Source organism: Methylobacterium sp. Leaf100 (assembly GCF_001422845.1).
Lineage (GTDB): Bacteria > Pseudomonadota > Alphaproteobacteria > Rhizobiales > Beijerinckiaceae > Methylobacterium.
Genome location: NZ_LMMW01000032.1, coordinates 1 through 13,378, shown reverse-complemented (window position 1 = coordinate 13,378; position 13,378 = coordinate 1). Strand labels below are relative to the sequence as shown.

Below are 13,378 nucleotides of genomic sequence, written 5' to 3'. Positions count from 1 at the left end.
CAAGGACTTCAGCCGCTTGACCTGATCACCCTTCAGACCGCCGTACTCGGAACGCCAACGGTAATAAGTGACCTCGGTCACCTCGATCGAACGGATTGCTTCAGCAACTTTGCGACCCTGCGAGACCAGGACATCTACCTGCCGCAGCTTRGCGACGATCTCTTCAGCCGTATGATTCTTCCGTCCCATAAAAACATCCTCCAAATGACCCAAGGCCATACATCAGGGAGGACCACTTTTCAGGGGGCAGGCCANGCGACGATCTCTTCAGCCGTATGATTCTTCCGTCCCATAAAAACATCCTCCAAATGACCCAAGGCCATACATCAGGGAGGACCACTTTTCAGGGGGCAGGCCACCCTCGGAGGGCGACTACCTCATCAACACGATGGTGAACCTGCCGGCCTCGACCGTCATCAACGTCGGCGGTCACGGCTTGAGCCGTCGGGTCAAGGTCCGGACCACGGCCAGCACCGACACGTTCAACGCCACGGGCGGCAACGGGACGATCCGGGGCCTGGCGTTCTTTCACACGGGCGCGTTCGGCCGGTGCTTCAAGCAGAATAACGAGGCGTCGTGGCACGTCCACCACAACTATTTCGAGGCCTCCAATAACGGAGGCCAGGCGTCGGATATCATCCACACCAGCGGTGCGTTGAGTTATTACTACCTCAACGCCTTCAATAATTTTCGCAACAACCCGGATAGTTTCTGCATTGCGTTCGACAAGTCGCCCGCCGACCCGAACCACTGCATTGAGAACCATGTCGATCAGAATTATGCGGGCGGTGCGCGAGGTGCCAGCGGCCCGTTCCTCTATATCGGCAGTCGTGTCGGACGCGCCGCCAATGCCTACAACATCGCAACGAAGCCGGAGGGCATCCACGTCGGCTTCAATACCGTCCAAACCCATACATACAGCGTCGTGATCGAGTGCGCACTTCTCGTGCACCTTAACGCCAACTCGTTCTGCATCGCCGGTGGTATCGTCATGCTGCTGCGTCCAACTGGCCCCGGCATCATCGACCTGCGCGCGGTCTCCAACTGGTACGACAGCACGGACGCGCCGAACGTGGGCGGCGTGATCCACAATGACGATAGCTACCGCAACGGCCCTGCAGCGGTCATCAAGGGCGTCCGGTTCATGGACCGCTTCGACAGCGGTAAGTACGGCGCTTTCTTCGGTCCGAATGCATCGGGCATCGACTTCACGGGTAGTCATTTTCAGAGCATGACCGAGGTCGGAATCCTGTGTGATGGAACGCAGAATGTGACCATCGGCTCGGATTTCGAAAGCTGCGGCGCGTCCGTTCAGCGTTACGACAGAGCAAACGGCGGTCCCTTCTTCTTGGGGCGGTGCAACTTCTCAAACAGCCCGCCAGCTTTCGTCATGACGGATCGCTCGAAGTTCGTCATGAGCTACGAGACATCGGGCTATAAGCTCGCTCGCAAGTTCGCGTTTGTGGGCCCGACGAACAGCTTCGCTGCCGGCACCGCCCCGGGAAGCGTCAAGGGCTTCGTCCTCATCCCCCATGGGCTGGCCGGCACACCGAACATCAACAAATGCCATGTGACTTGCCAAGGACCGCCGTCCGGATCGGGCGGTGCATCGTTCGAGGGGGCATCTGCAATTTTCATCGCCGCCGACGCGGCGAACGTTACGCTGGCTGTCTATGTCAGTGGCCTCGGCGTCCAAGGAAATCTTGGATATAATCTTGACTTGAGCATGTAGGGTGGAAAAGTGATTGATCATCTATGTTCCGGAATTATCCTCGAGCCTTCGAAATCGGTCGTAGACCTTCCGGCCGAGGGGTCGATCTTCATTCCGCCCGTCGACCCGGTGCGTGGTCTGGCCGTCGACCCGGCGCGTGGTTTGGCCGTCCTGCCAGCCCGTGGGCCGCTCGTCCCTCGGCCCAAGGGGTACGGCTACCATGGGCTGTGCGCGTTCCCCGTCGCTGACGGCGACGTGGCATTTTTCGGTCGGTAGGGGCGAACCGCGATGACCTACGAACTCCGCCGCCTTGCCGCCGGCAGCTACGACATCGTCCACGACGGGTTTTTCCGGCTACGTCGGAGCCTTTCCCGATATCTCAATGAGGACGCGGGTTGATGGAACCGAACGCCCGAACCGCCGCCGACCCGGCGCTCAATCGGCTCCTCGTGGACCGGATCATGGGCCGGCCGGCATCCGCGCCAGCACCGGCCCGTTCCGCCGATCCGTGCTGAGCAATAATGATGGATGTGCGATAGCCCGCACAGCCGAGGCCAAGGCGCTCGGGATCAAGGTGGGCGATCCGTTCTTCAAGATCCGCGAGCAGTGCCGGCGCGACGGGGTACGGGTGTTCTCGTCGAACTACACCCTCTACGGCGACATGAGCTCGCGCACGAACGCGGTCTACCGGGACTTCTCCCCGCGGGTGGAGATCTACTCGATCGACGAATCCTTCCTCGACCTGTCGGACGTGCATCCGGACCTGCGCGTCGAGCTGGCGCGGGACCTTCGCGCGACGGTGCGGGCCTGGACCGGCATCCCGACCTGCGTCGGCATCGGCGCAACGAAGACCCTGGCGAAGCTCGCCAACCACATCGCCAAGACGCAGCCCGACCTCGACGGCGTGTGCGACCTGACCGACCCCGTGGCCTACGACCACTGGCTCTGCCGGATCGCGGCGGCCGAGGTGTGGGGGATCGGGCGCGCCTCAGCGGCAAAGATCGAGGCCATGGGCGTCGACACGGTGGCGGATCTGCGCGACCTCGATCCCCGGCCGGTGCGGAAAGCCATGACGGTGGTGGGCGAGCGCATCATCTACGAGCTACGCGGCCTGTCGTGTTTGCCACTCGAACTGGTGCCGGCCCAGCGCAAGGGCTGCGCCGTCACGCGCTCGTTCTCCCGTCGGGTCGAGGACCGGGGCACGCTGGAACAGGCGGTAGCAGCACACGCGACGCGTCTCGGCGAAAAGCTCCGGCGCGAGGGGCTGGGTACCGACCAGCTCACGATCTTCTACCATACCTCGACCCACGACCGGGGCGACCCGATGCGCTCGGTTTCCACGACCGTGACGCTGCCCGAGGCGACGAACGATTCGCTCGTGCTGATCCAGGCCGCGCGGCTCGGCGTCGCCAGGACCTGGCGCGAGGCGCCGGGCGACCGACCGTGGCGCTACAGCAAGGCTGGCGTCATCACCACCGACCTCACGCCGCTCCACCACAGCCCGCGGGCGCTCATCGGCCGACTCGACCGGGAGCGCAGTGGCCCGCTTATGGCGGCGATGGACGCGTGCAATAGCCGCTTCGGCAGAGGATCTGTGGTGCCGGCGCGCGCAGGGCTTACCGAGAAGCGGACGTGGTCGACGAAGTTCGAGATGCGCTCGCCCCGGTACACGACGCAGGTGACAGAGTTGCCGACGGCGCACGCGTGAGGGTTGGTCTGATGCTTAGCGAAATGAGAAGCCGACGCCACCCTTCACGAGGTTCTGCGTGGGGCCGCGCGCGTAGCCGATATAGGCCAGCGTGCTCTCGTTGATGCGCGCAGAGATCGCCACGGAGCCGGCCCCGGTGCCGTCATATCCTGCACCACCGAACGACACGGCGAAGCGGTCTCCGGGATTGGGCGGCAGGACGTTGATGGCGCCAGCCAGGGCAATACCCTCACGGAACCGATCCGCGAACCGGTCTAAGCGATTGGCGATAGCGACCAGGGCCGCAGAATTCGCGTTCACCTGCCCTGTCACATTCGAGGCCCCAGATGAAGCGGCGATCAGATCATTGGTTGAAATGTAGCCGTTAAATTGCCCAGTGCCCGTCGGAAGCACCGCGACATACGACTGGATTGAGGAAACTGGCGTGCCACCAGGAACGGTGAAGGGGTATCCGATCGGTGACGGGCCGAAAATTGCCACTGGATCCGCGAAGGTAAGACCCTGAGCCATTGCGGGGAACGGTAATGCGCTGAGCGCTAGGGCAACACAGATACGCACGCACGCCTCCTATTTTGGAGCCGCCAAGGAATATGATTCCTAGAAAATATACGAGGGTGCAAAAAGCACATCGTCGGCAAGATCAGCAAACGCTCACTCGTGGGCGCGCACGGCCTCGGCGATGTCGAGGCGATACCCCTCGCCGAACAGGAACGCTGTCGTGTTCGGATCGGCCATGAAGGCGTCCACCGCGGCCACGATGTCCGCTTCGGTCACGGCCTTCGCTTTGAAGAGTTCGCCGGTGGTCGGGGGTACGTTGGCCATGTCGGCGACTTAGGGCAGGGGCGGGCAGCGCTCCGCCGATATTAGCCGCAGACGTCTGTAACGCGCGGGTTAGCGAACTGCCGACGGCGCACGCTTTGAGCAAGAATGGTGTGGTCCTCTCGCCCCTACCTCCAGGCAGTGGGGTCCGGGGGAGGCGCCCCAACGAAGAAGCGAACGCCGTCGCGCAGACGCGTCGACCCGTATTCCTCGTAGCCGTTCAGCAAGGTGCCGCTCGAGGAGCGGATGTACAAGCCATCGGCTACGTTCTGAACCGATCCGCGGTCCCTGCACCGCCACGTGTCGCGATCATAGACGCTGCAATCTGCCAGGGTCCCGAGTTCGGCGGATAGCCATCCGGTCTCCGGAAGAACAACCACGCAGTTGTTTGAAATGTCGACGCGATAGCGGATCGTCCGGCGCCACTCGAAGCGATCACAGGGCTTACCCTGGTCGCGTCGCCACCCTGCGTCGATGCAGCCGAATTCAACGCCCAGCAGGTAGCCGGAGCTAGGACCGGCAGCATACGAGCCGCCGGCCAGCGCAAGCGCCGCAGCCGTGATGATCCAGAAAACTCGCAGGGCCGCCTCCTCAGTCCGAGGAGCAGCTATCCGCTGGCGTCGAATAGGAGCAAGCAGCTCGCGCTATGCGCCGAAAGGCGTCGCTATGTGAGACGACTGTGTGAGAGGAGCCGCCCCGTTGGGGCTAAGTGCCTGAAAGTATTGGAGCGGGCGGCGGGAATCGAACCCGCATATTCAGCTTGGGAAGCTGACGTTCTACCACTGAACTACGCCCGCGAGCCGCGGCCTGGGGCCTGCGGTGCGGCGTTTGGGGCCGCGGGAGGGACCATACCAGACACGGTCGCGTTGTCCACGGCCTTGATGGGGGCTGCGTGCGTTCCCATTCGGGCCGGATTCCGATAGCGTCGCGCGGCTTGCCGGGCGGTGTCGCTCCGGGCCGGCGGGGGTTCCCGTAAGTCCTTTGGCTGGATCACTTTTTTCGCATGACGGTTCGCACGTGACGACAGCAGATGCCTCAGGGTCACCCGCGCCATCGGGCGGCGCCCGCCTCGTCCTCGCCTCCGCTTCGCCGCGGCGGCTCGCCCTGTTGCAGCAGGCCGGGATCGAGCCCGACGCGCTCCTGCCGGCGGATGTCGACGAGACGCCGCGCAAGTCCGAGACCCCGCGCGAGCTCGCCCGGCGCCTGGCGCGCGACAAGCTCGACGTCGCGGGCGACGCGGCACGGCGGCGTGACGACATGCGCCAAGCCTTTGTGATTGCTGCCGATACCGTGGTGGCGGTGGGGCGCCGCGTCCTGCCGAAGGCCGAGGTGGCGGACGAGGCCGCCGATTGCCTGCGCCTGCTCTCGGGGCGCCAGCACCGGGTCTACACGGCGGTATGCCTCCTGTCGCCGAAGGGCACCCGGCGCGAACGCGTGGTCGAGACTCGGGTGCGGTTCAAGCGGCTGTCGAGTCGCGAGATCGAGGCCTACGTCGCCTCGGAGGAATGGCGCGGCAAGGCCGGCGGCTACGCCATCCAGGGGCTGGCCGGCGCCTTCGTGGTCAAGCTCGTCGGCTCGCACAGCGCGGTGATCGGCCTGCCGCTCTACGAGACCCTAAGTCTCTTGGAAGGCGAGGGTTTTCCCGTTCGGGGAGCGTGGGGACAAGCACCGGGGAGCAGCCTGTGACCGGACCGATTCCCTGGCCGACGGCGCCCGAAGAGGCGTGCCCGATCTGCCGCAAGCCGGCCAAGCCGGAGTTCCGTCCGTTTTGCTCGACCCGCTGCGCCGACGTCGACCTCGGCCGCTGGCTGACGGATCGTTATGCGATCCCCACCGCCGAGGACGAGGACGAGGATGCCGCGCCGCAAGCCGGGCGCGATCGTTCCGAGTAGGGCGGCGCGCCGTTCCACCGACGGCACGATGCGCCGTTCCACGCATCCGTGGAACGGCGAGTCGCTCAGGCCGTCGCGGTGGTGCGCCGGTTGTAGCCGAGGGCCGCGAGGGTCGCGACGGCACCGGACAGCAAGTAGACGCCGACCCAGGCGAGACCGAACTCGCTCGACAGGCTGAGGGCGACCAGCGGCGCGAAACCGGCGCCGATGAGCCAAGCCAGATCCGAGGTGAGCGCCGCGCCGGTGTAGCGGTAGCGGGTGCCGAGGTTGCTCGTGACCGAGCCCGAGGTCTGGCCGTACGAGAGACCGAGCAGACCGAAGCCCACCAGCACGTAGATGGTCTGGCCGACCTCGCTGTCGCCGACGAGCAGTGGGGCCACGATGCTGCCGAGGGCGAACAGCAGGATCAGGCCGGCCGCGATGGCCACCAGGGTCCGGCGTCCGATCTGGTCGGCGACGATGCCCGAGATCACGATGGCGCCGGCACCGACGACCGCCCCGGCGAACTGCACCATGAGGAACTCGCCCACCGAGCGCTGGGTGAACAGGTTGATCCACGAGATCGGGAACACCGTCACGAGGTGGAACAGCGCGAAGCTCGCCAGGGGCACGAAGGCGCCGACGAGGATGTCGCGGCCATGCACCCGCACGGTCTCGAGCACCGGCGTCGGCTCTAGTTCGCGCATCTCGATGAGGCGGACGAATTCCTCCGTCGCCACGAGGCGCAGGCGGGCGAACAAAGCCACCACGTTGATGGTGAAGGCGACGAAGAACGGGTAGCGCCAGCCGAAATCGAGGAAGTCGGCTTCCGACAGGTTGGCGAGGAAGAACGCGAACAGGGCCGAGGCCAGCATGAAGCCGATGGGCGCGCCGAGCTGCGGCATCATCGCGTACCAGCCGCGCTTTCCCTCGGGGGCGTTGAGGGCGAGCAGCGAGGCGAGGCCGTCCCAGGCGCCGCCGAGCGCCAGGCCCTGGCCGAACCGGAAGGCCGCGAGCAGCCAGATCGTGGTGGCGCCCAGCGTCGCGTAGTTCGGCAGGAAGGCGATGGCCGCCGTGGAGCCGCCGAGCAGGAACAGCGCGATGGTGAGCTTCACCCCGCGCCCGTGCCGCCGGTCGATCTCCGTGAAGATCGCCGAGCCGATGGGCCGGGCGACGAAGGCGAGGGCGAACAGCGCGAAGGAATACAGCGTGCCGGCGAGCGGCGTCGCGAAGGGGAAGAACACCTTCGGGAAGATGAGCACCGAGGCGATGCCGTAGACGAAGAAGTCGAAATATTCGGCGGCGCGGCCGATCACCACGCCGATGGCGATCTCGCCCGGGGCGACCGTATGGTCCGAGAGGGCCTCGTGGGCGTGGCGCTCCGCCTCCGACGAGGACGGCACTGCGTAATCTGCGCTCATCGGGAAACGTCTGCTCGCTGGCTTGAAGGATGGGGGGCGATGCGTCCGCCTGGGCGCGGCCCCTTCGTCTCGATCCTGACCTAGTCTCGGTCCTGATTAGGGCCTGCCGCCACCACCCGTCAAAGCGAAAGCCGCTCCGGCCCGGAAACGGCGCTGCCCTGTCGCAGCCGCGGCGCCGCGGCCGGGACGGGGACACGATGCCACCGGGGCGGGAGAATGTCCCTGAGGCGGTAAGGGACATTGCCTCGGGGGAAAGGGTTTGGCTATGCTCCCAGTGCCTACCTGAGAGCATACCTTTCCCCTTGTCAGGCCGGTCTGTTGCATCGCACTAGGCGCCACGTTCGACGTGACGCCGATCCGCGGCACGGCACGGGCGGCATCATCGAGTCCGCGTCAGCCGATCCCATGACCGTCAGAATTCTGAGACCGCTCCTCCTCCTGCCCGTGTTCGGCCTGCTGTCGGGCTGCAACATGGTGCTGATGCAGCCGTCGGGCGACATCGCCATGCGGCAGCGCGACCTCATCCTCGCCTCCACGGGGCTGATGCTGCTGATCATCATTCCGGTGATCGCCGCGACCCTGTTCTTCGCCTGGCGCTACCGCGCGTCGAACAAGGCGGCGACCTACGATCCCGATTGGCACCACTCGACCCACCTCGAGGTGCTGATCTGGTCGGCGCCCCTGGTGATCGTCATCGCGCTCGGCGCGCTCACCTGGATCAGCACCCACACCCTCGATCCCTACCGGCCGCTGAGCCGCCTGGACGCGTCGCGGCCCCTGCCGAAGGACGTGAAGCCCCTGGTGGTCGAGGTCGTCGCACTCGATTGGAAGTGGCTGTTCTTCTACCCAGATCAGGGCATCGCCACCGTCAACGAGATCGCCGCCCCCGTCGATGTGCCCATCACGTTCAAGATCACGGCCGCCACGGTGATGAACTCGTTCTTCATCCCCGCGCTGGCCGGGCAGATCTACGCCATGCCCGGCATGGAGACGAAGCTGCACGCCGTGATCAACAAGCCCGGCACCTTCGAGGGCATGTCGGCGAACTACAGCGGCTCGGGCTTCTCCCGCATGAACTTCCGCTTCGTCGGCCTCGATCAGGCCGGCTTCGACGCCTGGGTCGCCAAGGCGAAGGCGGCCGACAAGCCGCTCAGCCGCGACGCCTACCTCGAACTCGAGCGGCCGAGCGAGCGCGAGCCGGTGACGTTCTACTCCTCCGTCGATCCCGGCCTCTACGGGCGGGTGCTCAACATGTGTGCCGTGCCCGGCAAGATGTGCATGCACGAGATGATGGCCATCGACGCCAAGGGCGGTGCCGGCAAGGACAGCCACGCCAACCGGGCGCGCCTGGAATACGACAATCGCTACGCCGAGCGCGGCGACGAGGGCAACGCCGCCACCGTCGGCGGTTCGGGGCGGTCGTCGCACAGCCCCGAGCAGCCGCAGGGCATGAAGCCGAAATCCACGGCGCCCGAGGTGAAGCCGCATTCGGGATCGGACCATTCCGGCCACGATCATTCCGGTCACGCCACCGGCGCGGGGGATGCCGCTCCGGCCGGGGACGGATCCAAGGGTGACGGAACGAAGAGCGACGGACCCGGCGGCACCGATCCCGTCGCCCCCGGTCAGCTCAACAAATAACGCGGACGCCTCCGCCCGCGGCCCCATTCGGCACTCCTCTCACGAGACAGGCCCATGTTCTCCAATCCGGATCTTCAGAAGCTCCTGTTCGGGCGGCTGACCCTCGACGCCGTTCCGCTGCATGAGCCGATCCTCCTCGTCACCTTCGCGATGGTCGGCCTCGGCGGCCTCGTGGTCCTCGGCGGCCTCACCTATTTCCGCCTCTGGGGGCCCCTGTGGCGCGACTGGTTCACGAGCGTCGATCACAAGAAGATCGGCATCATGTACATCGTGCTGGCCCTGGTCATGCTCCTGCGCGGCTTTGCCGACGCCCTGATGATGCGGGCCCAGCAGGCCATGGCCTTCGGCGCCAACGAGGGCTACCTGCCGCCGCACCACTACGACCAGATCTTCACGGCCCACGGCGTGATCATGATCTTCTTCGTGGCGATGCCCCTGGTGACGGGCCTGATGAACTACGTCGTGCCCCTGCAGATCGGCGCCCGCGACGTGGCCTTCCCGTTCCTCAACAACTTCAGCTTCTGGATGACCGTCAGCGGCGCCCTCACGGTGATGGCCTCGCTGTTCGTCGGCGAATTCGCCCGCACGGGCTGGCTCGCCTATCCGCCCCTGTCGGGACCGGCCATGAGCCCCGGGGTCGGCGTCGACTATTATATCTGGGCGCTGCAGATCGCCGGGATCGGGACGCTGCTCTCGGGCATCAACCTCATCGCCACCATCGTGAAGATGCGGGCCCCCGGCATGAGCATGATGCGGATGCCGATCTTCACCTGGACGTCCCTCTGCACCAACATCCTCATCGTGGCCGCCTTCCCGGTCCTCACCGCCGTTCTGTCGATGCTGTCCCTCGATCGCTACGTGGGCACGCACTTCTTCTCGAACGATCTCGGCGGCAACCCGATGATGTACGTGAACCTCGTGTGGATCTGGGGTCACCCGGAGGTCTACATCCTCATCCTGCCGGCCTTCGGCGTATTCTCCGAGATCGTCGCGACGTTCTCGCGCAAGCGCCTCTTCGGCTACGCCTCGATGGTCTACGCCACGGTGGTGATCACGATCCTGTCCTACCTCGTGTGGCTGCACCACTTCTTCACCATGGGGTCGGGCGCCAGCGTGAACTCCTTCTTCGGCATCACGACGATGATCATCTCGATCCCGACGGGGGCCAAGATCTTCAACTGGCTGTTCACCATGTACAGGGGCCGCATCGACTTCGACGTGCCGATGCTCTGGACCGTCGGCTTCATGGTGACCTTCACCGTCGGCGGCATGACCGGCGTGCTCCTCGCCGTGCCCCCGGCCGACTTCGTGCTGCACAACTCGCTGTTCCTCGTCGCGCACTTCCACAACGTCATCATCGGCGGCGTGCTGTTCGGCATGCTCGCGGGCATCACCTACTGGTTCCCGAAGGCCTTCGGCTACAAGCTCGATCCGTTCTGGGGCAAGACCTCGTTCTGGTTCTGGCTCACGGGCTTCTGGTTCGCCTTCATGCCGCTCTACATCCTCGGGCTCATGGGCGTGACGCGCCGGGTGCAGCACTTCGACGACCCGTCGCTCCAGATCTGGTTCGTCATCGCGGCCTTCGGGGCGTTCCTCATCCTGCTCGGCATCGCCTCGTTCATCGTCACCCTGGTGGTGAGTTTCCTGAGGCGCGAGGAACTGCGCGACCTGACCGGCGATCCGTGGAACGGCCGTACCCTCGAATGGGCGACCTCCTCGCCGCCGCCGGACTACAACTTCGCCTTCACGCCCGTGGTCCACGACCATGACGCGTGGTGGGACATGAAGAAGCGCGGCTACGTCCGGCCGGTGAGCGGCTTCAACAAGATCCACATGCCGCGCAGCACTGCGGCCGGCATCATCCTCGGGATGCTCAGCATCGTCTTCTCGTTCGCGATGATCTGGTACATCTGGTGGCTGGCGGCGCTCAGCTTCGTGGCGCTGGCGGTGGTCACCATCGGCCACACCTTCAACTACGCCCGCGACTTCTACATTCCCGTCGACGAGGTCGTGCGGACGGAGAATGCGCGCACAGCACTCCTGGCGGAACGGGTCTGAGAACCATGGCGGCGCATTCCACGGCGGCCTTCACCGCCGACGATTTCAAGGGACCGGGGGACACCCCGGTCTTCCACGACGCGCAGGGCAAGCATCATCCCGAAGGGGGAACGATGCTGGGCTTCTGGCTCTACCTGATGAGCGATTGCCTCATCTTCGCGGCCCTGTTCGCCGTCTACGCCGTGCTCGGGCGCAACTACGCGGCCGGTCCTTCGCCGAAGGACCTGTTCGACCTCAAGCTCGTGGCGCTCAACACCTCGATGCTGCTGTTCTCCTCCATCACCTACGGCTTCGCCATGCTGGAGATGGAGAAGGAGAAACAGGGCCGCATGCTGCTGTGGCTCGGCGTCACCGGCCTGTTCGGCCTGTGCTTCATCGGCCTCGAACTCTACGAGTTCCACCACCTCATCCACGAGGGGGCGACGCCCCAGCGCAGCGCGTTCCTGTCGGCGTTCTTCACCCTGGTCGGCACCCACGGCCTGCACGTCAGCCTCGGCATCGTCTGGCTCGTGATCCTCATGATCCAGGTCCAGATGCGCGGGCTCGGGGACGAGAACAAGCGCCGGCTGATGTGCCTGTCGATGTTCTGGCACTTCCTCGACGTGGTCTGGATCGGCGTGTTCACCTTCGTCTACCTCATGGGAGTCCTCTAGATGAGTGTCGCATCGGAGGACCTGCACACGCGGGGCAGTGGGCGCGACGTCCACGAGGAGCCCGGCGGCCACGGCACGTTCCGGGACTACATGACCGGCTTCCTGGCCTCGGTCGTGCTCACCGCGATCCCGTTCTGGCTGGTGATGAGCGACGTCCTCGGCAATCCGAGGCTCACCGGCATCGTCGTCATGGGCTTTGCCGTGGTGCAGATCGTGGTCCACATGGTCTACTTCCTGCACATGAACACGAAGTCCGAGGGTGGGTGGACCATCCTCGCCCTGATCTTCACCCTGACCCTGGTGCTAATCACCCTCGTGGGCTCCGTGTGGGTGATGTACCACCTCGACACCAACATGATGCCGGCCGACCACGGCATGCACATGCCGGCCCCCCAATCGGTGCCGACCGAACCGGGGGTCGCGGCGCCGGCACCGCATCAGCACCAGCATTGATCGTCGGCGCGGGCCGCCCGTGACCGCCCCCGCCCCACAGGCCCGCCCGCGCGCGGGCCTGTGGCTGTTCGGGCTCCTCGCCTGCTTCGTCGCCGCGGGCCTCGCCGGCCTCGGAACCTGGCAGCTCCAGCGCCGGGCCTGGAAGCACGACCTCGTCGCCCGGGTCGACGCGCGCCTGCAGGCGGCGCCGGTGCCGGCCCCCACCGACTGTGCCCCGGCCTGCGAGCCCTACACCCGCGTGTTCGCTTCGGGCCTGTTCGCCCATGACCGCGAGACCCTGGTCCAGGCCGTGACCGAGGCCGGGGCCGGGTTCTGGGTGCTGACCCCCCTGATGGCGGAGGGGGGGACGATCCTGATCAATCGCGGCTTCGTACCGAGGGAACGCCGCGACCCCTCCACCCGCGCGGCGGGCCAGGTCGCCGGTCCCGTGCGGGTCACCGGCCTGCTGCGTCTGTCGGAGCCCGGCGGCGCCTTCCTGCGCGACAACGATCCGGCGGCCGGGCGCTGGTACTCGCGCGATGTCGCCGCCATCGCCGCCGATCGCGGATTGTCGCGGGTGGCGCCGTATTTCGTCGATGCCGATGCGACACCCAATCCCGGAGGCCTACCGCAGGGGGGCCTGACGGTCGTGGCGTTCCCGGACAACCACCTCGTCTACGCCCTGACCTGGTTCGCCCTCGCCGCCATGGTGCTGGGCGCCGCCGCCTACGTGCTTCCCGATGCAAGGCGCCGCGCAGGCGCCCGGTCCGCCTGATCCCGCGAGAGGGTAGGGGGCTCCGCTCGACCGAACCGGCTGGGGACGGCCCCGAGGCAGGGCACGGCGGGGGAGGGGAGGGGCACGACTCCCCGGTTCGAATGGCACATCTCGCGGGAAATCCCGTTTGCGTGGCACAGGCGGGCCTTGAGCGGCTTCTGCCGAGCCGGATGCAAGTTTTTTCGCAAATCCGTCATTTGGCCGTTGACGGTTGGGCTGTGGGGCCGTAGAAGCCTGTTCATCGGCGGCGGCCAGCGGGACTTTGGTCTTGGCGGCGGCGCTGGTCATC

Annotated in this window: 12 protein-coding genes, 1 tRNA gene and 1 pseudogene; 9 read left to right on the top strand and 5 right to left on the bottom strand. The window is 65.9% G+C overall.

Annotated elements, in window-relative coordinates; genetic code table 11:
• A partial coding sequence (locus ASF25_RS22055; RefSeq protein ID WP_082502758.1) for a transposase occupies nt 1-189 on the bottom strand: 189 nt, incomplete at its 3' end.
• Between the two features lie 199 nt (nt 190-388).
• Between ASF25_RS22055 and ASF25_RS14705 the strand changes: the two genes are divergently transcribed.
• Both ASF25_RS14705 and ASF25_RS14700 read left to right on the top strand, forming a co-directional pair.
• On the top strand, nt 389-1,732 hold the full coding sequence (locus ASF25_RS14705) for a hypothetical protein (RefSeq protein WP_056305478.1): 1,344 nt from the start codon (nt 389-391) through the stop codon (nt 1,730-1,732).
• A gap of 487 nt (nt 1,733-2,219) precedes the next feature.
• Nucleotides 2,220-3,419, top strand: a pseudogene (locus tag ASF25_RS14700) (Y-family DNA polymerase); the annotation flags it as partial.
• Between the two features lie 15 nt (nt 3,420-3,434).
• Here the strand turns inward: ASF25_RS14700 and ASF25_RS22050 are convergent.
• From ASF25_RS22050 to ASF25_RS14690, 3 genes are all read right to left on the bottom strand, one after another.
• Nucleotides 3,435-3,977: a YadA-like family protein gene (locus tag ASF25_RS22050; RefSeq protein ID WP_156369000.1), complete on the bottom strand. Its 543-nt coding sequence runs from the start codon at nt 3,975-3,977 to the stop codon at nt 3,435-3,437.
• A gap of 93 nt (nt 3,978-4,070) precedes the next feature.
• Nucleotides 4,071-4,241, bottom strand: coding sequence for a hypothetical protein (locus ASF25_RS22820; RefSeq protein WP_156368999.1), 171 nt, complete (start codon nt 4,239-4,241; stop codon nt 4,071-4,073).
• Nucleotides 4,242-4,961: 720 nt separating this feature from the next.
• A tRNA-Gly gene (locus ASF25_RS14690) sits at nt 4,962-5,035 on the bottom strand.
• A 220-nt stretch (nt 5,036-5,255) separates the two neighbouring features.
• Here ASF25_RS14690 and ASF25_RS14685 point away from each other — a divergent pair.
• Together ASF25_RS14685 and yacG are read left to right on the top strand one after the other, a co-directional pair.
• The gene (locus tag ASF25_RS14685) at nt 5,256-5,924 is read left to right on the top strand and encodes a Maf-like protein (RefSeq protein WP_056171066.1); all 669 of its coding nucleotides are present in this window, start codon (nt 5,256-5,258) and stop codon (nt 5,922-5,924) included.
• Nucleotides 5,921-6,130, top strand: coding sequence for a DNA gyrase inhibitor YacG (gene yacG / locus ASF25_RS14680; RefSeq protein WP_056171063.1), 210 nt, complete (start codon nt 5,921-5,923; stop codon nt 6,128-6,130). The genes ASF25_RS14685 and yacG overlap by 4 nt, the downstream gene beginning before the upstream one ends.
• Nucleotides 6,131-6,195: 65 nt before the next feature.
• On the opposite strand, the gene ASF25_RS14675 is transcribed toward yacG, so the two are convergent.
• Complete coding sequence (locus ASF25_RS14675) at nt 6,196-7,530, bottom strand: MFS transporter (protein ID WP_056171060.1); 1,335 nt, start codon at nt 7,528-7,530, stop codon at nt 6,196-6,198.
• A 405-nt stretch (nt 7,531-7,935) separates the two neighbouring features.
• On the opposite strand from ASF25_RS14675, the gene cyoA reads away from it, so the two are divergent.
• The 5 genes from cyoA to ASF25_RS14650 are packed head-to-tail and all read left to right on the top strand — an operon-like array spanning nt 7,936 to nt 13,089.
• The gene (gene cyoA, locus ASF25_RS14670) at nt 7,936-9,171 is read left to right on the top strand and encodes a ubiquinol oxidase subunit II (RefSeq protein WP_082483766.1); all 1,236 of its coding nucleotides are present in this window, start codon (nt 7,936-7,938) and stop codon (nt 9,169-9,171) included.
• A 54-nt stretch (nt 9,172-9,225) separates the two neighbouring features.
• Nucleotides 9,226-11,229 carry a cytochrome o ubiquinol oxidase subunit I gene (gene cyoB, locus ASF25_RS14665; protein WP_056171056.1) on the top strand — a complete coding sequence of 668 codons (2,004 nt, stop codon included), beginning with the start codon at nt 9,226-9,228 and terminating at the stop codon, nt 11,227-11,229.
• Nucleotides 11,230-11,234: 5 nt separating this feature from the next.
• The gene (cyoC, locus tag ASF25_RS14660; protein ID WP_056171054.1) at nt 11,235-11,882 is read left to right on the top strand and encodes a cytochrome o ubiquinol oxidase subunit III; all 648 of its coding nucleotides are present in this window, start codon (nt 11,235-11,237) and stop codon (nt 11,880-11,882) included.
• Complete coding sequence (gene cyoD / locus ASF25_RS14655; protein ID WP_082479024.1) at nt 11,883-12,335, top strand: cytochrome o ubiquinol oxidase subunit IV; 453 nt, start codon at nt 11,883-11,885, stop codon at nt 12,333-12,335.
• 58 nt (nt 12,336-12,393) lie between these two features.
• Entirely contained in the window at nt 12,394-13,089 is a 696-nt protein-coding gene (locus tag ASF25_RS14650) for an SURF1 family protein (RefSeq protein ID WP_056305480.1), read from the top strand.
• Nucleotides 13,090-13,378: the final 289 nt, after the last annotated feature.

Excerpts from the sequence above, each read along its gene's own strand:
- ASF25_RS14705 (WP_056305478.1), top strand. The coding sequence starts at position 389 with ATGGTGAACCTGCCGGCCTCGACCGTCATCAACGTCGGCGGTCACGGC.
- ASF25_RS22820 (WP_156368999.1), bottom strand. The coding sequence starts at position 4,241 with ATGGCCAACGTACCCCCGACCACCGGCGAACTCTTCAAAGCGAAGGCC.
- ASF25_RS14675 (WP_056171060.1), bottom strand. The coding sequence starts at position 7,530 with ATGAGCGCAGATTACGCAGTGCCGTCCTCGTCGGAGGCGGAGCGCCAC.
- cyoA (WP_082483766.1), top strand. The coding sequence starts at position 7,936 with ATGACCGTCAGAATTCTGAGACCGCTCCTCCTCCTGCCCGTGTTCGGC.
- cyoB (WP_056171056.1), top strand. The coding sequence starts at position 9,226 with ATGTTCTCCAATCCGGATCTTCAGAAGCTCCTGTTCGGGCGGCTGACC.
- cyoC (WP_056171054.1), top strand. The coding sequence starts at position 11,235 with ATGGCGGCGCATTCCACGGCGGCCTTCACCGCCGACGATTTCAAGGGA.
- cyoD (WP_082479024.1), top strand. The coding sequence starts at position 11,883 with ATGAGTGTCGCATCGGAGGACCTGCACACGCGGGGCAGTGGGCGCGAC.